A 22,504-nucleotide genomic window follows, 5' to 3' on the forward strand; every position below is an offset into this window, starting at 1 on the left:
ATACTATGTCTTCAGTCATTTTTCATCGAATAATCATTATATCAAAAATAATAAGAGCAGGACATAAGCATCAGATTTCTTTCAGCTTTTTCCTACTCTTATAATTCATTCGATCTTAATTATTTTAAGTTATCATATTTATTTGTAATGACAGTCATTAAGTCATCAATGTGAACTTCTTCGCTATCACCTGTTAAACGTTCTTTAACTTCTACAATACCTTCCGATGCACGTTTACCAACAACAATTCGCAGTGGTAAACCAATTAAATCGGCATCATTAAATTTGACACCTGCACGTTCCTGACGATCATCGTACAACACATCAAATTTAGTATTAAATTCAGCATATAGTGCATCTGCTAGTTCTCGTTGATCATCTTTCTTAGGATTAATAGAAATTAAATGTAAATCAAACGGAGTAACTGATTTAGGCCAAACAATTCCATTATCATCGTGATTTTGTTCAACAATCGCACTTAGTGTTCTAGAAATTCCAATTCCGTAACAACCCATAATTAAAGGTTGAGCTTTTCCTTGGTTATCTAAGAATGTAGCATTCATTGATTCTGAATACTTAGTACCCAATTTGAATACTTGACCAACTTCAATACCTTCAGCAAAATGTGCAACGCCTGAACCATCACTTAACTTTTCGCCTTCTAAAATAAAACGGAAATCGCCATATTCATCAACGTTGAAGTCTCTACCTACATTTACATTAATTAAGTGATAGCCATCTTCGTTAGCACCGACAACTAAATTATTTAAATCTTGCACAAAATTATCTGCATAAATTTTGATTTTTTTATCAATAACAGGACCTAGTGAACCCGGATTTGCACCAACTAAATTAACAATTTCGTCTTGTGTTGCTAATTCAATATTATCTGTGCCGAAATAAGATTTTAATTTAATGTCATTAATTTCATGATGGCCACGCACTAAAACCATAATATATTCGCCATCAACTTTGAAAATCATCGTTTTAACGATTTCATCTACTGGTCTACCTAAGAAGTCTGCCAATTCTTGCGCAGTCTTAACATTTGGTGTTTCAATTTTTTCTAAAGGTTGCACAGTAGTATGCTTATGATTTGGTTCGTAAACGACTTCTGCTTTTTCGATATTAGCAGCATAGTCACTTTCTTTACTGTAAACGATTGTATCCTCACCGATAGCACTTAATGCCATAAATTCATGTGTATGGCTACCGCCTATAGCACCTGAATCTGCAACTACTGGTCTTGCGTTAATGCCCACTCTCTCAAAAATACGGCTATACGCTTGATACATATCTTGATACGTTTGATCTAATGATGCCTCGTCAGCATGGAATGAATACGCATCTTTCATAATAAATTCACGCCCACGAAGTAAACCAAAACGTGGTCTCTTTTCATCACGGAATTTAGATTGAATTTGGAATAATGTCATCGGTAATTGTTTGTATGATTTCAATTCATTTCTTACTATTGATGTAACTAATTCTTCATGTGTTGGACCTAATGCAAATCGTCTTCCATGTCTATCTTGTAAACGCATTAATTCTGGGCCATATGCACCCCAACGTCCTGATTCTTCCCATAATTCAGCTTGTTGTAACGCTGGCATTAAAATTTCAACAGAATCGATACGTTCCATTTCTTGTCGCACAATTGCAGTAATATTATTTAACACACGTGTTGCTAGCGGTAAATAACTATAAATCCCACTTGTACTTTGTTTTATCAAACCCGATTTCAATAATAAACGATGACTTTGTGCTTCTGCTTCTGATGGCACATCACGCATCGTTGGTATAAAAACTTTGGATTGCTTCATAATTATTTATCCTCCTAAATTATAAGAAATATCGTCGAATATCATTCCACGTTACTAATATCATAATAACGACCATGAAAATGGCACCAATAGCAATAATCGTTGTTTCCGCTTTTTTATTAACTGGTTTTCTGAAAATCGCTTCATATATAACAAATAAAATACGACCACCGTCTAGTGCAGGAATAGGAATTAAATTCATAATACCTAAGTTTACACTTAACAACGCAGTGTAACCAATTAAGCTAATGATACCTGCTTTAACAACTGAGTCGACGTTATGATAAATACCAACCGGACCATTTAACATATCAAATGAGAATCCGCCCGTAAATATACTAGCCAACATACCGACTACAGCTGTAAAAATATAAGTACTACCGATTAAAAAGCTTTTAAATCCGAATACAATTGGTTTAAAAAGTGTATGTTCACTCGCTGGTTGGAATCCGAGAACATACTTCGTCTCTGAACTTACTTTAGTCAGTTTTTTTTCAGTCTTTTTAGGTGTTAATTCAACTGACTTTGTTTTACCATCACGTTCAAATTTAACAGTCGTCTTATTATCTTTAACTTTATCTAACGCCTTATCAACATCATCAAATTCAGATATTTTATATTTGCCAATTTGGACGATCTTATCACCTTTTTGTAATCCTGCTTGTTGAGCTGGATACTTATCTGCGACTTGTTCTACAGTAGACGTAGGCGTGCCTTGATAATATGCAAGACCAATAAATAGGACTAAAGCTAATATAAAGTTAAATAACGGTCCCGCAAATAATGTTAAAAATTTCGGCCATGGCTTTTTATGTGCAAATTGTCTGTCTCTCGGAGCAATTTGAACTAAGCTACCATTTTCAACAAAGAAAGACTTTCTAGCAATTTTAAAATGATGTCTTTCGTTATCATAAGCAGTGATACCTTCTATGAATAAGTCATCTTTAAAATCACATTTTTTAACTTCGATTGCTTCAATTTGTTGAAACTTATGATGATCATCTAATATGATATGTGTTATTTCATTTTCTTCATTCAGTTTAATTTTAACGTTCATACCGGGCTCGACTGGTGGCTCTTCTAAGCCATCTCCTGCCATACGAACATATCCACCAACAGGCAATAACCTAATAGTGTAAAGTGTTTCGTTTTTTCTAAAACTAAAAATTTTCGGTCCCATACCGATCGCAAATTCTGGACACATAATGCCTGCTCTTTTCGCAAAAAACATATGGCCATATTCATGAACAGTTACTAGTACACCAAAAACAATAATAAATGCAATTATTGTAACTAAATAGCTCACTCGCTACACCTCGATTGTTTATAAATTTCTTTTATTTTAAAAATGATTGCTGTATACGTAACATAAGTCATTATAATATGATACTGACAAATCACAAAATATAACGTCTAATTTTCAAAGTTAATATTGCGTATAATTTTCAAAAGGAGTTCTGAGATTCATTAAATTATCTCAGCAACTCCTCTTTACGTTTATTGATTTGTTCTCAGCATTAAGCTTGTATTAATAAAATATTTAATAATGGTAACACAAACATAAAGCTGTCAAATCGGTCTAAAATACCACCGTGTCCAGGTAGTATACGACCTGAGTCTTTAACGCCGAAATGACGCTTAAATCCTGATTCCACTAAATCACCTAATTGACCAAATAAACTTAAAATCAATGTCACTCCAAGTAATATCCATACATTCATATTGAAATCTACAAAATATAACATTGCAAGTGGTACTATCAAACTACAGAACAAGCCACCTATGAATCCTTCGATTGTTTTATTCGGACTTATTACTGGCCAAAGCTTATGTTTACCCATCATTTTACCAAACAAGTAAGCCCCTGTATCTGTAAGCCAAACAATTAAAAAGGCATATAATATGTAATGTAATCCTTCTGATCTCGTTTCATAAAAGAACATAAAACCAATGCCTACATAAGCCACAGACATTAAGCAAAATGCAGCATCCATAAAACTAAATCTGTTTTTAGATAAGACAGTATAACTTAATACAATAAAGCTCATTGCAATTAAACTTTTTAATTGAATTACTTGTACCCATGGCCCTGCATGTTGTGGCAACATAATGATGATAAGACCAACTGCACTAATTAAACCAGGAACTGAAACAAATTTAATCATATTCATATTCAACAATTCTTTTAATGCAATCAATGCTAATATATTAGCAAATATCATTAACACAAGGCCGCCTTTTAACAAGATAGGCAAGAATACGATTAAGGCAATAATAGCTGTCAGCGTTCTAACTTTCATACTATACTACTCCTCACTCAATCCGCCAAAGCGTCTTTGACGTGACTGATAAATTTTTATACATTTAATTAATTCATCTTCGTCAAAGTCAGGCCATAATTTTTGATTAAAGATAAATTCACTATACGAAACTTGCCAAATCAAGAAATTACTTATTCTTTGTTCTCCTGAAGTACGAATTAACAACTCTGGATCAGGATAGTCTTTTGTCATTAAATGATTGTTTATATATGTTTCATCTATGAAATCACTATTTAAACCTTGTTGATGAAGCTCGTCAAACATATTTTTAATACTATGAACAAGTTCTGCTCTGCCACCATAATTAATTGCAAATATTAATTTTAAGCCGGTATTATTAGCTGTCTTTTCTTTAGCATTATTAATTGCTTCTATCGTTGATTTTGGCAACTTATCAGTAAATCCAATTGTTTCAACTTTGACATTTTTTTCAATTAGTTCCGGTAAGAATGTCTTTAAGAAATTGACAGGCAAATTCATAATATAATTTACTTCACTTTCAGGTCTTGACCAATTTTCAGTGGAAAAGGCATATAAAGTTAAGTACTTAACACCAATATCACTAGCTATCCTAGTAATTTTTTTTATTGTTTGCATACCTTCGTAATGGCCTTTAATTCTAGGCATTTTTCGCTTCTTAGCCCATCGCCCATTACCATCCATAATAATAGCGATATGTTCAGGTATATTAGACGAGTCTAATTCTTCATTATAATTATTTATAGTGTTCTTTTTATTTATTAGCTTTTTAAACATGGTCTTTCCTCCGAGCCTGATCATCTCTGTCATATAGTATAAGTTACTAAACAATCATTATCATTTTATCATACTCATTTAATGCATTGAATAAGCAAATAAAAAAACTGTACCAAAGTCTGACTCGGTACAGTTTACACCAGAAATGTGACATACATACTGAGGTTAAAAATTACATAACTTTATTATAGCAATATACCTAATGCCTATTATTTATAAAGTATATGTTTAATTAACTTGTTTAAACACCATTTTTATGCTCATTGTGAATTTAAATTATCACATGCATCTTTGATTTAATTAAACATGCCCATTTTAAATGTTACATTATCGTTTAATACTGGCATTTTAATATGTCATTGTATATTAGTTTTATACTGACATAATATCTTTTTCTTTATCAGCAATCATTTGATCAATTTCTTTTATTGAATTGTCTGTTGCTTTCTGAACATCTTCAGTACCACTTCTCAACTCATCTTCAGTAATGTCGCCATTTTTTTCATCTTTTTTCAACTGATCATTCATATCACGACGAATATTTCGAACAGATACTTTAGCTTCTTCACCAATTTTCTTAACATCTTTAACGCGCTCTTTTCTACGCTCTTCTGTTAAGGCAGGTACTGCAATACGTATCACTTCACCATCACTTGTTGGGTTGACACCTAAGTTAGCCGCTATTATCGCTTTTTCGATGTCAGCTACAGAAGTTTTGTCGTATGGAGAAATAACAAGTAAACGTGCTTCTGGAACATTGATGCTTGCTAATTGTTGTACAGGTGTTGGTGCACCATAGTAATCAACTGTTACGCCGTTTAATAAATTTGAATTAGCTCTTCCTGCACTGATATTAGCTAATTCACGTGATAAGCTTTCGATTGATTTTTGCATTCTTGATTTAGTTTCATTAATAATGTCACTCATTATTTTACACCTCTAAATTTATTTTGTAATTAACGTACCTATCTTTTCACCCATAACAGCACGTTTAATATTTCCTTCTTCCATAATAGAGAAAACAGTTAACGGAATGTTATTATCCATACAGAATGAGGATGCTGTTGAATCCATTACTTGTAAACCTTCTTGAAGCATTTGAATATGCGTTAAATGTTCATATTTTACCGCATCTTTGTTTACTTTAGGATCTGCAGAATATACACCATCTACATTATTTTTGCCCATTAAAATAACATCTGCTTCAACTTCTGCAGCACGTAATGCCGCTGTAGTATCTGTAGAGAAGTATGGGTTTCCAATACCTGCAGCAAAAATAACTACGCGTTTCTTTTCTAAGTGTCTAATTGCACGACGACGAATATAAGGTTCAGCCACTTGCTTCATTTCAATAGATGTTAATACTCGTGTATCACAATCCAATTGTTCTAAACTATCTTGTAATGCTAAGGCATTCATTACAGTTGCAAGCATACCCATGTAATCAGCAGTTCCACGGTCCATACCTAAGTCACTACCTGTTTTACCTCTCCAAATGTTTCCGCCACCAACGATTACTGCGATTTCACAGTCCATTTTAGCAACTTCAGCCACTTGCTCAGCAACACTTTTAATAATTACTGGATTTATGCCAAATCCTTTTTCTCCAGCTAACGCTTCACCACTTAGTTTCAAAACTACACGTTTATATTTAGAAATTTGAGCCATTTTCTTATCCTCTCTATCGTGAATATATGTAACATATACAAGTAAAGAAGACACAGTTGTCGTTTTATTAGAATGATTTACATTTTAATAAAGCAACATTAAAGGTGTCTTCTTCCTTGTTTTACTTTATGACAGATTATTTCATTTGTCCTTTAACTTCATCCGCAAAGTTTTCTTCGCGTTTTTCCATACCTTCGCCTACTTCATAGCGTACGAAGTCAACAAGTTTTCCACCTTTTGTTTTTAAGAAAGCTTCAACTGTTACATCAGGGTTTTTAACGAAGTCTTGATCTACAGCACAAATTTCTTGTAAGTATTTACGTAAACGTCCTTCCACCATTTTTTCAACGATGTTTTCTGGTTTACCTTCATTTAATGCTTGTTGTTTTAAAACTTCTCTTTCGTGGTTGATTTCTTCTTCGCTAACTTGTTCAGAAGAAACATATTTAGGGTTGATTGCAGCGATATGCATAGCAACGTCTCTTGCTGCTTCTTCGTCAGTTGAACCTTCAACAACTGTTAATACACCAATGCGTCCACCCATGTGTAAGTAAGCGCCGAAAGCATCGTTATCAGTTTTAGTTCTGATAGCAAAACGACGAACACTTAATTTTTCACCGATTGTTGAAATTGCTTCTTTAATTCTTTCATCAACTGATTTACCATTTGGTAAAGTTGTTTCCATTAAAGCTTCAACAGTTTCAGCTTTTGTATCTAATACTTGATTAGCGATTTCTTTAACTAACTCTTGGAAACCTTCGTTACGAGCAACAAAGTCTGTTTCAGAGTTGATTTCAACGATAACTGCGTCGTTACCTTTAGTTTCTACATGTACTAAACCTTCAGCCGCAATACGGTCTGCTTTTTTAGCTGCTTTAGCAATACCTTTTTCACGTAGGTAGTCAATCGCTTTATCGATGTCACCATCAGTTTCAGTTAGCGCTTTTTTACAATCCATCATACCCGCGCCAGTTTTTTCACGTAATTCTTTAACAAGTTTTGCTGAAATAGTTGCCATTCATTATTCCTCCAATAAGTTATCATTTTATATATTATGATTTTAGCATTATTATAGGCAAGATTGCCAATACTCTAATTGAATATTTGTAATTTGCCTCGATTTTCTTTTTAAAAAAGGTGATAAGCATTAATATCTTATCACCCATTTAAACTATATCTAAGTCAGATTCAACAGTTGATTATTCTTCAGTTGCTTCTGTTTCTTCTGATTTTTCTTTTTCATCTAAATCGATGTTTTGTTCTGCAGCTACTTCTTCATTAGAAACGCCTTGTTGACCTTCTAAGATTGCATCTGCCATTTTAGCAGTTAATAATTTAACCGCACGGATAGCATCGTCGTTTGCTGGGATAACGTAGTCAATTTCGTCAGGATCACAGTTAGTGTCAACGATACCTACGATAGGAATATTTAATTTACGAGCTTCAGCAATTGCATTACGCTCTTTACGTGGGTCAACTACGAATAATGCTTGAGGCATTGATTTCATATCACGAATTCCGCCTAAGAATTTGATTAAACGGTCGTATTCTTTTTTAAGTTCTACTACTTCTTTTTTAGGTAATACTTCGAATAAACCATCTTCTTCCATTTTTTCAATTTCAGAAATACGTTTGATTCGTTTTGAGATCGTTTTATAGTTAGTTAATAATCCACCTAACCATCTTTGGTTAATGTAGAATTGACCAGCACGTTCTGCTTCAGATTTAACTGATTCTTGTGCTTGTTTTTTAGTTCCTACGAATAAGACTTGTCCACCATCTTCTGAAACTTGTTTCAAGAAGTTGTATGCCTCGTCTACTTTTTTCACTGTTTTTTGTAAGTCGATGATATAAATACCATTTCTCTCAGTGAAGATATATTTTTTCATTTTTGGGTTCCAACGACGTGTTTGGTGACCGAAGTGAACACCCGCTTCTAGTAATTGTTTCATTGAAATTACTGCCATTATAAATTCCTCCTATTGGTTAATTACCTCCATAGCAAACTATTGTAAAGACAATATACAAATATTGCACCCTTTACACAATCACGTTTGATATGTGTGTATTGGCTTTATAGCCGAAAATAAATATAACATAATGCCGTGTCTAAAGCAAATGTTTTTCAAGTATTTTTTCATAAATTTAAAGGTAATTCTATCAAGTTAATGTGGAATATCAATTTGATTGAAAATTAGACAAAAATAAAGAAATGACTTCAACATAATCATCAAAGTCATTTCGTTGACTACCGCCAAGATAACATCGTCACGACTAGGACATTGAATTATGTCCCAGACTCATCGACTTATTTACTTTTTTCTAATTCATCTAAGAATTTTTCTTTTTTAACTTTAATGAAAGTACCTTTCATTCCTAAAGAACGTGATTCAATTACACCAGCACTTTCTAATTTACGTAGTGCATTTACAATTACAGATCTAGTAATACCAACTCTATCTGCAACTTTTGATGCGATTAATAGACCTTCCGTACCGCCTAGTTCTTCAAAGATATGTTCAATTGCTTCTTTTTCAGAATAAGATAATGAATTAATTGCCATTGTAATAGCAGCTTTATCGCGCGCTTCTTTTTCTACTTCACTATGCTTCTCACGTAAGATTTCCATACCAATAACTGTAGCAGCATATTCACCTAGTACCAAATCATTTTCATTAAAATCATCATGTACTCGACCAAGTACTAATGTACCTAATCTTTCCCCTCCACCTAAAATTGGGAAGATAGTTGTACGACTATCTATGAATAATTCTCTGTTTTCAGGTGGGAATACTGTTAATACATTGTCGATATCAATATTTGATTCTGTTTGTTTAACTTCCATTAATCGTTCTGTATATTCACTTGGAATATGTCTTTCTTCCAACATTTGAATAATTCTTTGACTTTTTAATAATTCATTTAGACTCGACCCTAAAATTTTACCTCGACGCGATACAATAAATACATTTGTTACAGTTACGCTACTAATCGTTTGTGCTACATCTTTAAAATCAACCGCAATACCTTTGTGTTTTTGAAGTAACGTGTTTAACTCTCTCGTTTTAGATAATAAGCTCATGAATTTTTCTCCTTTTGTATATTTTTATAGAATAAATGCACTTAAATCTTTATTTGTTGAAATTGATTTTAATTTATCATCAACATATTGTGGGGTAATATCTACAACTGCATTCGGCATACTTGGTGCTTCGAATGATAAATCTTCTAACATCTTTTCTAAAATTGTATGAAGTCGACGTGCACCAATGTTGTCTGTATCTTGATTTACTTGATAAGCAATCTCAGCTAAACGAGTAATTGCTTCATCGGTAAAGTTTACAGTAACTTCTTCTGTTTGAAGCAATGCTTCATATTGTTTAATTAATGACAATTTTGGTTCTGTCAAAATTCTTACAAAATCTTCTACCGATAAACTATCAAGTTCAACTCTAATCGGAAAACGACCTTGCAATTCTGGTATCAAGTCACTCGGCTTAGATACATGGAAAGCTCCAGCACCTATAAACAGCATATGTTCAGTATTCACAGTACCATATTTGGTTTGAATAACGCTACCTTCAAGTATAGGTAAAATATCTCTTTGAACACCTTGTCTTGAGACATCTTGACCACTATTATGATTATTCGTCGCAACTTTGTCGATTTCATCTATAAAGATGATACCCATTTGTTCTGCTAATTCAAGCGCTTCTTGGTTAGCGCTTTCTTGATCAATTAGTTCATCCGCATAACTATCAGCTAAGATTTTCCTTGCCGTCTCAACAGCAACTTCTCGCTCAACTTTCTTTTTAGGCATTAATTGATTCATCATCTCTTGCATTTGCTGATTTTGATTTGTACCTAGCATACCTAAAGCACCAGGATCTTGTTCGACTTTAATTCTTACCTTTTCTTTTTCAAGTTTGCCTTCTTCTAGCTGTCTCTTAATTTCAGAACGTTTTGTTTTAATTTCCTCAGTAGGTGGTTCTTCTTCATCTTCGTTATTTTGTCCGAAATTTGGAATTGCACCTCCGAAAAGTGACTCTAAAGGATTATTCGTTTGAGACGCTTTCTTTTTCATACTTGGAACTAATAACTTAACAAGTTTTTCATTGGCCTTAGCTGTTGCTTCATCTTGTACCAATGATTTTTTCTGTGCCTTGACTAATCTTACTGAAACATCAACAAGATCTCTAACCATACTTTCAACATCTCGTCCTACATAACCTACCTCAGTAAATTTAGTAGCTTCTACTTTTATAAATGGCGCGCCGACAACTTTGGCCATTCTTCTTGCAATTTCAGTTTTACCAACGCCGGTTGGTCCAATCATCAAAATATTTTTAGGTGAAATTTCTTGCTTTGATTCCTCATCTAATAAACTTCTTCTGTATCGATTACGTAAGGCAATTGCCACTTTACGTTTAGCATCATTTTGTCCAACGATGTATTCATTTAATTTAGATACGATTTCTTTTGGAGTTAATCTTATTCCAGCTGTATCCATTAATTTCATTCCTCCGTCTTTTAACTAAAATTAATTGCTCGTAATTATTTATCGTGCTCTGATTATTATAGTGTTTCAACAACAATATTATCGTTGGTAAAGACACAAATATCAGCCGCTACTTTCAAGCTCTCATATGCCATTTCTTCAGCAGACAAATGCGATGCATGGCGTTTCAATGCACGTCCTGCGCTTAATGCGTAGTTGCCTCCTGATCCAATAGCGATAAGGTCATCATCTGGGGCAATAACTTCGCCAGTTCCACTGACAACTAAAATAGCATCTTTATCCATTACAATTAGCATAGCTTCTAATTGACGTAATTGTTTATCGCCTCGCCATTCTTGTGCCAATTCAACAGCAGCTCTTTCTAAGTTACCACTAAACTGTTGTAATTTTGTTTCGAATTTTTCAAATAACGTAAACGCATCTGCTACACTACCTGCGAAACCAGCTAACACTTTACCTTCATATAAACGTCGCACTTTTCTTGCCGTTTGTTTCATGATGACTTGTTGACCAAGCGTTACTTGCCCATCTCCAGCCATAGCTGCTTTCCCATTATGTCTTACAGCATAAATTGTTGTTGCATGTAATGTTGTATTACTCATGTTTCATTCTCCTTTTTCGCTCGAGGATGTGCATTTAGATACACTTTTCTTAATTGTTGGTTAGATACGTGTGTATATTTACCAGTTGTTGACAAATTAACATGACCTAATAACGATTGTACTGTTCTTAGGTCTGCACCTTGATTCAATAAATGCGTTGCAAATGTATGTCTGAGCTTGTGGGGATGAATCTCACTTACGCCTGCTGTTCGTTTAACAATATCATTTAAAACATATCGTACACCGCGTTCAGTGATTGCTTCACCCTTCATATTTACAATAAGAAAATCATGATTGCATGACTGAATTGGTTTGAAATGTTCTAAATAATTTTCGATGCTTTGTCTACAATAAGCACCAAACGGTACAAAGCGCTCTTTGCTCCCTTTTCCTAATACGGTAACACCATTCGCGTAAAAATCTATATCTTGTTTTTTAATATTAACTAATTCCGAAACACGGATACCTGTAGCATATAACAATTCAAGAATAACTCGATCCCGTAAACTTTTTGAAGTGTCCTCTTCTACAGTTTTAAATAACGCTTCCATTTCTTCTTCGTAAAAGAATTGCGGAAGATATTTTTCTTTTTTCGGATGTACTAATTGAACAAATGGATTAATAATGTTCTCATCAAGCGTCATCCAATATTCATAGAAAGTTCTTAACGTTGAGATTTTACGAGAAACAGATGTTCTTTTCAAATGATTTGAATATAAATAGCTCAAATAATTTCTAGCATCTCTGTATTCAAAAGTTTTCAACTGTAAATGTTCTTGTTCTAAAAATTGATTAAACTGAATTAAGTCATCTTGATATGATTTCAATGTATGTTCCGAAAAATTCCGTTCAACTTTCAATGTATTTAAAAACGCTTCTTGAATATGATTCAATACATTTACCCTCCATCAATAAGAATTGTAGCATATACAGCAAAGGGCTTACAGTAATTTGATAATCAATTCTAAATCTTTTGAGAATTAAATAATTGTAACTAATCGGAAAACCTGTTAATTAGAATACCTCTTTTTTAAATTAATTACTAAAAGTCTTTATTAATAGCCTTGCCATTTATTATTTCATTGCCTTTTAAATAAAGTTTATTTAAAACATTCTCTTACATGTTACATCAATCAACTTATTGCGTGTTATTTATTTAGATATTTTTTGAATGCGAATTCTAAATTGTCAGAAATACGTAACAATTCCAAAATTAAAAAGACTAGGATAAGTATTTTCCATTTAGAAAGTCATTACTTACTCGTTGATGACTTAAGAATGAATAGCATATCTAGTCTTTCTAACTATTTTATAAAGTTTTTTTGAAATTTTCTAAGTAATCCAAAGCTCTATTAGCTTGTGCTTCATAGCGTTCTTTTTTATCTTTAATTCTAGTTTCTAAAGATGGTAATAACCCGAAGTTAGCATTCATAGGTTGGAAATTCTTATTATTTTTAGCATGAGAAATATAGTAAGCCATACTTCCAATCATCGTTTCTCTAGGAAATACTACCTCACCTTTGCCTAATATTTTATGCGCAAGATTGATACCTGCAACTAAGCCGCTAGCTGCGCTTTCTACATAACCTTCAACACCAGTCATTTGTCCCGCAAACTGTATGTTTGGTTGTGAAATCAATTCATATTTCTCGTTTAATACGTCCGGTGAGTTAATGAAGGTATTTCTATGCATCACACCATATCTAACAATATCAACATTTTCTAAACCTGGAATTAATTTAATAACTTCTTTTTGAGCTCCCCATTTTAAATGCGTTTGGAAGCCGACAATATTGTAGAGTGTGCCAGCAGCATCATCTTGTCTTAATTGAACCACTGCATAAGGACGTTTCCCAGTCTTTGGATCTTCTAATCCTACTGGTTTCATTGGTCCAAATAGTAATGTCTTGCGTCCGCGTTCTGCCATTACTTCAAAAGGCATACAACCCTCGAAATATTTTTCTTTTTCAAATGAATTTACAGGCGCAACTTCAGCTTCTAATACTGCATCATAAAAGCGATTAAATTCATCCTCAGTCATAGGACAGTTTAAATATGCAGCTTCACCTTTATCATAACGGGACTTTAAGTAAACTTTATCCATATCAATAGATTCTTTTTCAATAATTGGAGCAGCCGCATCATAGAAATAAAGTTGATCTTTACCAGTAATGTCCACTATTTCTTGCGCAAGGGTTTCTGTAGTAAGTGGTCCTGTTGCGATAATTGTGTATCCATCTGGAATGGCATTAATTTCTTCATTAATAACTGTGATATTTTCATGATTTTTAAGTGTTTCAGTAATATAACCTGAAAAATCGTGTCTATCAACTGCTAATGCACCACCAGCTGGAACTCGTGCCTTATCAGCCGCTTCAATAATTATAGAATTCAATCTTCTCATTTCTTCTTTTAAAACACCCACACCATTAGTTAAAGCATTTCCTCGTAATGAATTGGAACATACAAGTTCCGCAAATTTATCAGTATGGTGCGCTGGTGTTTGTTTAACAGGTCTCATCTCTATTAGATTAACTTTAATTCCTCTTTCAGCTAATTGATATGCCGCTTCTGAACCGGCAAGACCAGCACCTATTACATTTACAGTTTGAGTCATTTCTATACTCCTTTTATTGTCATTTATGTCTTTTAATTATGTTGTTATGTTTATATTATCCGCACTTATTTAGATTAATCCATTACTATCTTTAAAATAAGATTCACTAATGATTCTATTTAACAACCTTAAAATGTATCTAGGAAATAAAAATATTATTTCTGCGCTGCCTCTTTATAATCGCAATTTGAACATATTACTTGTGTTGTCTTGCCTTTTTTATTTTCAACAAGATATTGGTTACATTTTGGACAATCTCTTCCAATCGGCTTATCCCAAGAGATAAAGTCGCATTCAGGATATTTCGAACATCCATAAAAGACACGATTCTTTTTAGATTTTCTTTCTACGACGTCACCATCATTACATTTTGGACATTTAACACCAATAGACTTAACTATCGCTTTTGTATTACGACAATCCGGGAAGTTTGAGCAAGCCATGAACTTACCATAGCGTCCCATTTTTATAACCATAGGAGAACCACAAACTTCACAGTCTTCACCGGCTGGCTCATCTTTGATTTCAATCTTTTCCATCTCTTCTTCAGCACGTTCAACATCTTGTTTAAAGCTACTAAAGAAACCGTCGATTACTTTTCTCCATGTAATGTCGCCTTCTGCAATCTTATCAAGTAACGTTTCCATATTCACTGTGAATTCCACATCAATAATCTCTGGGAAGTATTCTTTCACTTGTTCATGAACTATTTCTCCCAACTCAGTAGGAACAAAACGCTTACTTTCTAATTTGACATAGTTACGCTTTTGAATCGTATCTATTGTCGGTGCATAAGTTGATGGTCGCCCAATTTTCAATTCTTCTAGTGTTTTTACTAATCTCGCCTCAGTATATCTTGGAGGTGGTTGTGTATAGTGTTGAGCTGGTTCAATTTGAGTTGCTGTGACTTTATCACCTTGCTCTAATTTAGGCAGTTTATTTTCCTTTTCGCTATCACTATCATCTTTAGTTTCTACATAAAGTGTCATAAATCCTTTAAACTTGATTGTTTGACCATTCGCTCTAAATTTAATGTCACCTTGTGTTATGTCTAATGAGACTGTATCAAGTATTGCTGGAGCCATTTGACTAGCAACAAATCGTTCCCAAATTAATTTGTATAATCGGTATTGGTCTTTCGTCAAAAATGACTTCATATCATCTGGCGTACGCATAGTACTTGAAGGTCTAATAGCCTCATGGGCATCTTGGTCACCTTGTTTCCCTGATGCTTTACGTTTAGAAGTGTAAGATTCACCGTATTTATCAGTTATATACTGTTTTGCTTCAGCTTTGGCAGTATCTGAAATACGTGTAGAATCGGTTCTCATATATGTTATTAAACCAATCGTACCTTGTTTTTTCAAATCTATACCTTCATATAATTGTTGTGCGACCATCATTGTTTTTCTTGCTTTAAAGTTTAATTTACGTGCCGCCTCTTGTTGTAATGTAGAAGTTGTAAATGGGTTTGCTGGATTACGCGTTTTTTCTTTTTTAGTCACGTTTGTAATTTCGAATTGATCTCCATCTAGTGCAGCTGTAATTTTCTCAACATCTTTTTTCGTTTTTAATTTAAAAGGTTTATTTTTATAATGAAGGAATTTAGCATTGAATTTTGATTTTTTGTATCTAAATTCTCCTTCAATAGTCCAATATTCTTCTGGTTTAAAGTTTCGAATTTCATTTTCACGGTCAATGACTAAACGAAGTGCAACAGATTGAACTCGACCCGCTGACAAACCTTTTTTTACTTTTTTCCATAGAACTGGCGAGATGTTATAGCCAACCAATCTATCTAATATTCGACGCGCTTGTTGTGCATCGACTAAGTTCATTTCAATTTCTCTAGGATTTTTAAAACTTTCTTTAACAGCGTCTTTAGTTATTTCGTTGAAAACAACGCGATTTTCTTTAGAATCTTCAAGCTCTAAAATTTTTGATAAATGCCAAGCAATTGCTTCACCTTCACGGTCGGGGTCACTTGCGAGAAAGACGTTTTTCGCTTTTTTTGCATGTTTTTTCAATTCTTTTACAACAGGACCTTTTCCGCGTATTGTTATATATTTTGGTTCGTAATTATCTTCAGTGTCGACACCCATTTGACTTCTTGGTAAGTCTCTGACGTGTCCCATTGAAGCTATAACTTTATATTTCTTACCTAAATACTTTTCAATGGTTTTTGCTTTTGCAGGCGATTCAACAATGACTAAATTATCTGCCAATGTCATTTCCCCCTCGCTAATCTAATTACTAAAGATAAATGATAAACGCTTAATTTTGCTTTTGTCAACGTTTTATATCTAAACAAATCATTTTCCCTGTCTATTTTTTATAGATTTTATTAAAAAATAAATTACAAAGGGTAACAAAAGAAATATGAAGCAACTCATTATTTTTAGTTTTAAATATAGTAGTCTTCAAATATATCATTAGCGTTTAATACTACCTTAGCACCTTCTTGGATACGTAATAAATTACCTTTTGTCATAGGATTAAACATAGATCCAGGTAAAACATAAACATTTCTATTTTGCTCTAATGCAAAATCTATCGTGATGTGACTGCCACTTTGTTCCTTAGCCTCAGTAATTAAAACCCCTTTTGACAAACCGCTGATAATTCTATTGCGCTCAGGAAATCTATATTTAGCAATTGGTGTATGTGGTGGATATTCGGATATAACTAAACCTTTTTCTTCTATTTTATTTCTTAATGCTAATGTACTTTTGGGATAATGTGTTTGATGGCCAAAGGCTAAAACTGCAATTGTAGGGAGATTGTATTTTAAAGCTATTTGATGTGCCATTGCATCAGCTCCTTGAGCAAGGCCGGAAACAATTGTTAAATATTTGCTTTTATCATTTGATAATAAAAATTCTAAAGACTGTTGGGTATAACTTGTAGAATCTCTTGCACCTACTACTGCCAAATGATGCATATTATTTATTAATTTGATGTTCCCTTTATAGAAAAGAAGTAATGGAAATTGATATATTTCTTTTAATAGCACTGGGTATTCAGAATCCATATATGTAATGTAACTTACTTTTAATTTCTGCAGTTCTTTAATAATATCGTTATGATCAAGTTTTATAAAAGCATAGTATTTACGTAATAAATGAACATTTTCTTCCCTATTCACCCATTCACATAAATAACTATCTTTTTTTCTTCCCTCCTCTTTAATTACATTAGGATATGCCATTAAAAATTGATGAATTTGTTTAGTCGAAAAGTGTGCCCAGTATAACTTAAGCAAAAATAGTTTAATCAATAAATCAACTCCTTTTTGTAATCATACAAAATCATATTCTATTTTTGTTTTACATTTCTAATACAAAAACATTGTCGATGTAATGTTATTTTAAGGAGTAAAAATACTGACTTAAAAAGTGAAAAGTATGTTGGAAAGAATTTAAAATTTCAATTTCCAACATACTTTATAATTAAACCTTATAAATAAGTTTTGCAAATTTATATAGAATTGGTCTTACTGGTTTGATGAAATCACCAATTAATTCTTCAACATGTGCATTAAAACCCTTTTTAAATTGTTGAACACCAAAATCATCCGCCTCATTACTAAAGACGCCTGTTATTCCATAAAAATTATACCTATTAATATTATGTGATTTTGCATATTTTATCATATGCCATTGTAGATGATATGCACCCATATACTGATTATATTTCGGATTTGATCCACTTGATAGATAATAAACTTCATCATCAGTACATATAAATAAAGCAGCAGCTAAATCCAAAACAGGTCCATCTTCAAATATTAGTTCTTCGGTTTTACTAATTCTATTATTAATACTAGATAATTGCATATTTAACTGATTTAATTTTGATTTATTTTTTTTAGAATTTGGATTTTCATTTAATGCTCTGTTCACAGTCATCATTTCATTTTCGATTTTCAATAATTGTATTTTTAATTTATCTTGATATTCATTAAGATTTATACAAGCTATCTTTAACATTGCCTTATCTTTATATATTTCTTGCATTCGTTTAAAATAATCTTCATTCATGAAATGAAAACCATGTTTTTCTTCAGCCATTTGAAACAATTTATAAAATCGATTTGTTTCTTCAATAGATAAATCTTCAACCTTAACACCAATCTCAATAGTCTTTTTTATATTTCTTCTAGTTTGGTATTCCATTTCTTTTAAAAGTTGATTCTCATCTTTATCTTTTAAATCCAATACAGAAATCCACCTAATTTGACTTTTATTTGAATATCCTGTTGTATAACCTTGATGGAGATACCCAATTTTCCCTAGCATCTTTACTATCACTGAATTATTATAATTCTTTATTATCCTACCATTTGCATCTCTTAAATTCTCTATTAAATATGGATCAACAAGAATAAATACTCCTCTATTTTTATAAATGAATTTAGATAATTCTTTAAAAAAGTAACAAACTAATTTAGCATCGAAATAATCAAGTAAAGGACCTCTATGAGAGTAGAAATATTTGTAGAATTTAAAAATTCGTGCCTCTGTTAATAAACATGCAGCTATAACTTCATTTTTATCATTCTTCACTCCCACAATATGTGCTTCATGATTTATTTTATTTCTATAATTATATAATTCTATAGACTGTGTATAATGTTTGAAGTGCTTTTTGGTGTAGTTGGTAAATTCTTCTTCACTTAAAGTTGAAAATTTCATATTTCAATGTCCTGCCTTCGATTTAAATTATGCTTTTTTAAATGGTCTAATAAAAATCATATCATTTTCATAATTATGAACAACTTTATGTGCAACCTCTGCTTTACGCCATCCACCATTATTCCAGTTTTGATCTAAACTTTGGAACTTCATTAATTTTCCATCATAATCACCATTTAAGACAATAGCTGTATGACCATATCCTCCACCAAATCTTCCACTAAAAACCACTAAGTCCCCAGGTTCAGCTTTGAAAGTTGGTGTGTTGTGATAAATTTTAGCTTCACTATTAAAATTATTTGCATATGGTATATCTTTAGCTCCATATCCTTTTAATCCATGACCATAAAGATGATTCCAATATACATTAACTAAATCGAAACATTGCCATCCATAACTACCGTCGAAATCCCATCCTCTATTCTCTAATGTTTTCAAATAATTTAATGTACTGCTATTACTATTACTTTTATTATTTGAAGACACTGTTTTTGGTTTTGGTTCTACTAATGGTGTCATTGGCACTTTTAATTTTTGACCAATAAATATTAAATTAGGATTTGCTATATTATTTGTATTTTGAATATTTGAAACTGTAGTTTTGTATTTTAATGCTATAGCACTAAGTGTGTCTCCTTTTTTTACAGTATAGATTTGTGTTTTTGGAGCTTCTCTAAAACTGTAGTAACCAAAGTAATTATTAGTAACTTTATTCGTTTTCTTCTGATTAGAATTTTGAGCTTCCAAGTTTGCAATTTTAATTTCTTTAGTAGGTTCATTGTTATTAATAACTAGATTGTTACCTTGGCTTGAGTTTTTCGGAGTATTTGAAATCTTTATATCTTGATTAATTTCATTTCCGTTTGAAATTGCTGATTTGTTGTCTAACTTTAAACTTGTGTCCGATGTTTTAACAGCACCTTCATTTTTTATTTTGTCTTTTGTCGTATTTTTATTAGCATTTAACTCTGATTTCGCGAATACATTTTGCTCATACCCTCTTGTAAAATCTTTAGATTTATCAATTTCATCTGCATATGCTTTGTTCGACATACCCAAAGCCAAAAACATACCTATTGAAATTGACAAAATTCCAATACTAACTTTTCTAATTGAATAGCGTACTTTACTTTGTTGTTTATTCATGATGAAACACTCCTTACAATAATATACAAACATTATAACATAGTGCGCTATATATTTTAATTAAAATTTTCTTTGTTTTGTAAAGCTATTGTAGGAGGTAAAATAATTAACTTGTCTTTCCAAAATATGAAAAGTGTACTAAAATTCATCGCACGACAAATAGCCCATTTCCAATACTTTTATAAAGTATGGAATGGGCTATAGCCATTTATATCATCTTTTAACTTTATTTATTAACAGTTAATAATGCTTCATAAATACCTGCTTCTTTAGCAGCTTCAATTAATGTTGAACCAATTTCTGAAGGTGTTGCCGCTGTTTTCACACCACAACTATTTAATGTTTTAATTTTCTCTTCAGCAGTACCTTTACCACCTGAAATGATTGCACCAGCATGTCCCATACGTTTTCCAGGAGGTGCTGTTTGTCCACCGATAAAGCCTACAACTGGTTTTGTCATATTCGCTTTAATCCATTCAGCTGCTTCTTCTTCAGCCGTACCACCGATTTCACCAATCATAACAACTGCTTTCGTTTCGTCATCTTTATTGAATGCTTTTAAAACATCAATAAAGTTTGTTCCGTTGACTGGGTCTCCACCAATACCAACAGCTGTAGTTTGACCAATACCTTCTTCAGTCAATTGGTGCACTGCTTCATATGTTAATGTACCTGAACGAGATACTACACCAACATGACCTTTTTTGTGAATATAGCCAGGCATAATACCAATTTTACATTCATCTGCTGTAATCACACCTGGACAGTTTGGACCAACTAAACGTGTTTTTCTACCTTGTAAGTAGCGTTTAACTTTAACCATGTCTAATACAGGAATATGTTCAGTGATACAAATAACCATATCTAAGTCTGCATCAGCTGCTTCTAAAATTGAGTCTGCAGCAAATGGTGCTGGAACGTAAATGACTGAAACCGTTGCCCCGGTTTCATTTTTAGCTTCTTCAACAGTGTTGAAAACAGGAACGCCTTCAACAACTTGACCACCTTTACCAGGCGTCACACCTGCTACTATTTTCGTACCATAATCAAGCATTTGTTTTGTATGGAAAAGGGCAGTAGACCCTGTAATACCTTGTACCATTACTTTAGTATTCTTATCTATAAATACACTCATCTTAGTGCTCCCATCCTTTCCTTATGCTTCTTTGACTAGTTTAACAATTTTTTGTGCACCTTCAGCCATTGTTGCTGCTGGTTCAATTGCTAATCCTGAGTCTTTTAAGATTTTTTTACCTAACTCAACATTTGTACCTTCTAAGCGTACAACTAGTGGTAAAGTTAAATCTACTTCTTTTACAGCTTCAACGATACCTTCTGCGATAACATCACATTTCATAATGCCACCGAAAATGTTTACAAAAATACCTTTAACATTTTCATCACCTAAAATGATTTTAAATGCTTCAGTTACTTTTTCTCTAGTAGCGCTTCCGCCTGCATCTAAGAAATTGGCTGGGTTTCCACCGAAATGATTAATCGTATCCATTGTTGCCATGGCTAAACCTGCACCATTAACCATACATCCGATGTCACCATCTAATGCAATGTATGATAAATCATGTTTAGACGCTTCAATCTCTTTCGGATCTTCTTCTTCTAAATCACGTAATTCTACAACATCTTTATGTCTGAATAATGCATTATCATCAAAATTAATTTTAGCATCTAATGCCAATACATCACCATCAGCTGTTGTAACTAATGGGTTGATTTCTACGATTGAACAATCTTTTTCAATGAATACATTATAAAGTGCTAATAAGAATTTAGCTGCTTTGTTAACAGATTCTTTAGGAATATTAATATTAAACGCAATTCGTCTTGCTTGGAATGGTGAAAGTCCGATTACTGGATCGATAGTTTCTTTGAAGATCTTTTCAGGAGTCTTCGCAGCAACTTCTTCAATCTCAGTGCCCCCTTCTTCAGACGCCATCAATGTTACTTGGTCAGTCGCACGATCAATAACGAATCCAACGTAATATTCTTTTTGAATAGCACAACCTTCTTCGATATATAAACGCTTAATTTCTTTACCTTCTGGACCAGTTTGATGTGTCACCAAAGTTTTCCCTAATAATTCTTTTGCATATGTTTCTACCTCAGATAAAGATTTAGCAATTTTTACTCCGCCTGCTCTACCTCTACCTCCAGCATGAATTTGTGCTTTTACAACATAAACATCAGAATTTAATTCTTTTGCTTTCTCCACCGCTTCTTCAGCAGTAAATGCTACTCGTCCTTCTGGAACTGCAACGCCCATTGAACGAAATATTTCTTTACCTTGATACTCGTGGATATTCATCTTCCATCCTCCTGTTACTTAGGTTAAGTTCCCTT

At 32.8% G+C, this 22,504-nt stretch carries 21 protein-coding genes; all 21 read right to left on the reverse strand.

The features are described from left to right. Positions 1–119 precede the first annotated feature (119 nt). The 21 genes from IDG63_RS02530 to sucC all read right to left on the reverse strand — a co-directional run bounded on the left by IDG63_RS02530 (position 120) and on the right by sucC (position 22,469). A complete protein-coding gene (locus IDG63_RS02530; RefSeq protein WP_206176351.1) occupies positions 120–1,823 on the reverse strand; it encodes a proline--tRNA ligase in 1,704 nt (567 codons plus the stop codon). 19 nt (positions 1,824–1,842) lie between these two features. Beyond that, a complete protein-coding gene (gene rseP / locus IDG63_RS02535; protein ID WP_000121116.1) occupies positions 1,843–3,129 on the reverse strand; it encodes an RIP metalloprotease RseP in 1,287 nt (428 codons plus the stop codon). 211 nt (positions 3,130–3,340) lie between these two features. After that, complete coding sequence (locus IDG63_RS02540; RefSeq protein ID WP_000868412.1) at positions 3,341–4,123, reverse strand: phosphatidate cytidylyltransferase; 783 nt, start codon at positions 4,121–4,123, stop codon at positions 3,341–3,343. A 6-nt stretch (positions 4,124–4,129) separates the two neighbouring features. Continuing rightward, the gene (locus IDG63_RS02545; protein WP_086095891.1) at positions 4,130–4,900 is read right to left on the reverse strand and encodes an isoprenyl transferase; all 771 of its coding nucleotides are present in this window, start codon (positions 4,898–4,900) and stop codon (positions 4,130–4,132) included. 372 nt (positions 4,901–5,272) lie between these two features. Beyond that, positions 5,273–5,827: a ribosome recycling factor gene (frr, locus tag IDG63_RS02550; protein WP_001280006.1), complete on the reverse strand. Its 555-nt coding sequence runs from the start codon at positions 5,825–5,827 to the stop codon at positions 5,273–5,275. Positions 5,828–5,845: 18 nt separating this feature from the next. After that, positions 5,846–6,568 (reverse strand): UMP kinase, encoded by a 723-nt coding sequence (gene pyrH / locus IDG63_RS02555; protein WP_000057330.1) that lies wholly within the window; start codon positions 6,566–6,568, stop codon positions 5,846–5,848. 136 nt (positions 6,569–6,704) lie between these two features. Continuing rightward, positions 6,705–7,586, reverse strand: coding sequence for a translation elongation factor Ts (gene tsf / locus IDG63_RS02560; protein ID WP_000201387.1), 882 nt, complete (start codon positions 7,584–7,586; stop codon positions 6,705–6,707). Positions 7,587–7,620: 34 nt separating this feature from the next. Continuing rightward, entirely contained in the window at positions 7,621–7,734 is a 114-nt protein-coding gene (locus IDG63_RS02565; protein WP_001789890.1) for a hypothetical protein, read from the reverse strand. A gap of 33 nt (positions 7,735–7,767) precedes the next feature. Continuing rightward, complete coding sequence (gene rpsB, locus IDG63_RS02570) at positions 7,768–8,535, reverse strand: 30S ribosomal protein S2 (protein WP_000268484.1); 768 nt, start codon at positions 8,533–8,535, stop codon at positions 7,768–7,770. Positions 8,536–8,733: 198 nt separating this feature from the next. Continuing rightward, positions 8,734–8,826 carry a hypothetical protein gene (locus tag IDG63_RS02575; RefSeq protein ID WP_031788481.1) on the reverse strand — a complete coding sequence of 31 codons (93 nt, stop codon included), beginning with the start codon at positions 8,824–8,826 and terminating at the stop codon, positions 8,734–8,736. Between the two features lie 50 nt (positions 8,827–8,876). Beyond that, on the reverse strand, positions 8,877–9,650 hold the full coding sequence (gene codY, locus IDG63_RS02580; RefSeq protein ID WP_000055337.1) for a GTP-sensing pleiotropic transcriptional regulator CodY: 774 nt from the start codon (positions 9,648–9,650) through the stop codon (positions 8,877–8,879). Positions 9,651–9,674: 24 nt separating this feature from the next. Beyond that, positions 9,675–11,078 carry an ATP-dependent protease ATPase subunit HslU gene (hslU, locus tag IDG63_RS02585; protein WP_000379054.1) on the reverse strand — a complete coding sequence of 468 codons (1,404 nt, stop codon included), beginning with the start codon at positions 11,076–11,078 and terminating at the stop codon, positions 9,675–9,677. Between the two features lie 65 nt (positions 11,079–11,143). Then, on the reverse strand, positions 11,144–11,689 hold the full coding sequence (hslV, locus tag IDG63_RS02590; RefSeq protein ID WP_000072681.1) for an ATP-dependent protease subunit HslV: 546 nt from the start codon (positions 11,687–11,689) through the stop codon (positions 11,144–11,146). Further along, on the reverse strand, positions 11,686–12,582 hold the full coding sequence (xerC, locus tag IDG63_RS02595) for a tyrosine recombinase XerC (RefSeq protein WP_001015602.1): 897 nt from the start codon (positions 12,580–12,582) through the stop codon (positions 11,686–11,688). The genes hslV and xerC overlap by 4 nt, the downstream gene beginning before the upstream one ends. Before the next feature lie 416 nt (positions 12,583–12,998). Continuing rightward, the gene (gene trmFO, locus IDG63_RS02600; RefSeq protein WP_000195254.1) at positions 12,999–14,306 is read right to left on the reverse strand and encodes a methylenetetrahydrofolate--tRNA-(uracil(54)-C(5))-methyltransferase (FADH(2)-oxidizing) TrmFO; all 1,308 of its coding nucleotides are present in this window, start codon (positions 14,304–14,306) and stop codon (positions 12,999–13,001) included. Between the two features lie 155 nt (positions 14,307–14,461). Next, positions 14,462–16,537, reverse strand: coding sequence for a type I DNA topoisomerase (topA, locus tag IDG63_RS02605; protein WP_001557331.1), 2,076 nt, complete (start codon positions 16,535–16,537; stop codon positions 14,462–14,464). Positions 16,538–16,710: 173 nt separating this feature from the next. Then, on the reverse strand, positions 16,711–17,583 hold the full coding sequence (gene dprA, locus IDG63_RS02610) for a DNA-processing protein DprA (RefSeq protein WP_000593192.1): 873 nt from the start codon (positions 17,581–17,583) through the stop codon (positions 16,711–16,713). A 172-nt stretch (positions 17,584–17,755) separates the two neighbouring features. Continuing rightward, positions 17,756–19,000, reverse strand: coding sequence for a FemA/FemB family glycyltransferase FmhC (gene fmhC, locus IDG63_RS02615; RefSeq protein ID WP_000672867.1), 1,245 nt, complete (start codon positions 18,998–19,000; stop codon positions 17,756–17,758). 27 nt (positions 19,001–19,027) lie between these two features. Next, complete coding sequence (locus IDG63_RS02620) at positions 19,028–20,146, reverse strand: LysM peptidoglycan-binding domain-containing protein (RefSeq protein ID WP_001041666.1); 1,119 nt, start codon at positions 20,144–20,146, stop codon at positions 19,028–19,030. Positions 20,147–20,372: 226 nt separating this feature from the next. Continuing rightward, on the reverse strand, positions 20,373–21,281 hold the full coding sequence (sucD, locus tag IDG63_RS02625; protein WP_000110254.1) for a succinate--CoA ligase subunit alpha: 909 nt from the start codon (positions 21,279–21,281) through the stop codon (positions 20,373–20,375). Positions 21,282–21,302: 21 nt separating this feature from the next. Continuing rightward, a complete protein-coding gene (gene sucC, locus IDG63_RS02630) occupies positions 21,303–22,469 on the reverse strand; it encodes an ADP-forming succinate--CoA ligase subunit beta (RefSeq protein WP_001020808.1) in 1,167 nt (388 codons plus the stop codon). Positions 22,470–22,504: the final 35 nt, after the last annotated feature.

The organism is Staphylococcus sp. EG-SA-14 (genome assembly GCF_017151935.1).
GTDB classification, from domain to species: Bacteria; Bacillota; Bacilli; order Staphylococcales; family Staphylococcaceae; genus Staphylococcus; species Staphylococcus aureus.

Bases quoted from the DNA above. Each gene is read 5' to 3' on its own strand.
- IDG63_RS02530 (WP_206176351.1), bottom strand. From the start codon at position 1,823: ATGAAGCAATCCAAAGTTTTTATACCAACGATGCGTGATGTGCCATCA.
- IDG63_RS02540 (WP_000868412.1), bottom strand. From the start codon at position 4,123: ATGAAAGTTAGAACGCTGACAGCTATTATTGCCTTAATCGTATTCTTG.
- IDG63_RS02545 (WP_086095891.1), bottom strand. From the start codon at position 4,900: ATGTTTAAAAAGCTAATAAATAAAAAGAACACTATAAATAATTATAAT.
- frr (WP_001280006.1), bottom strand. From the start codon at position 5,827: ATGAGTGACATTATTAATGAAACTAAATCAAGAATGCAAAAATCAATC.
- pyrH (WP_000057330.1), bottom strand. From the start codon at position 6,568: ATGGCTCAAATTTCTAAATATAAACGTGTAGTTTTGAAACTAAGTGGT.
- tsf (WP_000201387.1), bottom strand. From the start codon at position 7,586: ATGGCAACTATTTCAGCAAAACTTGTTAAAGAATTACGTGAAAAAACT.
- IDG63_RS02565 (WP_001789890.1), bottom strand. From the start codon at position 7,734: ATGGGTGATAAGATATTAATGCTTATCACCTTTTTTAAAAAGAAAATC.
- rpsB (WP_000268484.1), bottom strand. From the start codon at position 8,535: ATGGCAGTAATTTCAATGAAACAATTACTAGAAGCGGGTGTTCACTTC.
- codY (WP_000055337.1), bottom strand. From the start codon at position 9,650: ATGAGCTTATTATCTAAAACGAGAGAGTTAAACACGTTACTTCAAAAA.
- hslU (WP_000379054.1), bottom strand. From the start codon at position 11,078: ATGGATACAGCTGGAATAAGATTAACTCCAAAAGAAATCGTATCTAAA.
- hslV (WP_000072681.1), bottom strand. From the start codon at position 11,689: ATGAGTAATACAACATTACATGCAACAACAATTTATGCTGTAAGACAT.
- trmFO (WP_000195254.1), bottom strand. From the start codon at position 14,306: ATGACTCAAACTGTAAATGTAATAGGTGCTGGTCTTGCCGGTTCAGAA.
- topA (WP_001557331.1), bottom strand. From the start codon at position 16,537: ATGACATTGGCAGATAATTTAGTCATTGTTGAATCGCCTGCAAAAGCA.
- fmhC (WP_000672867.1), bottom strand. From the start codon at position 19,000: ATGAAATTTTCAACTTTAAGTGAAGAAGAATTTACCAACTACACCAAA.
- IDG63_RS02620 (WP_001041666.1), bottom strand. From the start codon at position 20,146: ATGAATAAACAACAAAGTAAAGTACGCTATTCAATTAGAAAAGTTAGT.
- sucD (WP_000110254.1), bottom strand. From the start codon at position 21,281: ATGAGTGTATTTATAGATAAGAATACTAAAGTAATGGTACAAGGTATT.
- sucC (WP_001020808.1), bottom strand. From the start codon at position 22,469: ATGAATATCCACGAGTATCAAGGTAAAGAAATATTTCGTTCAATGGGC.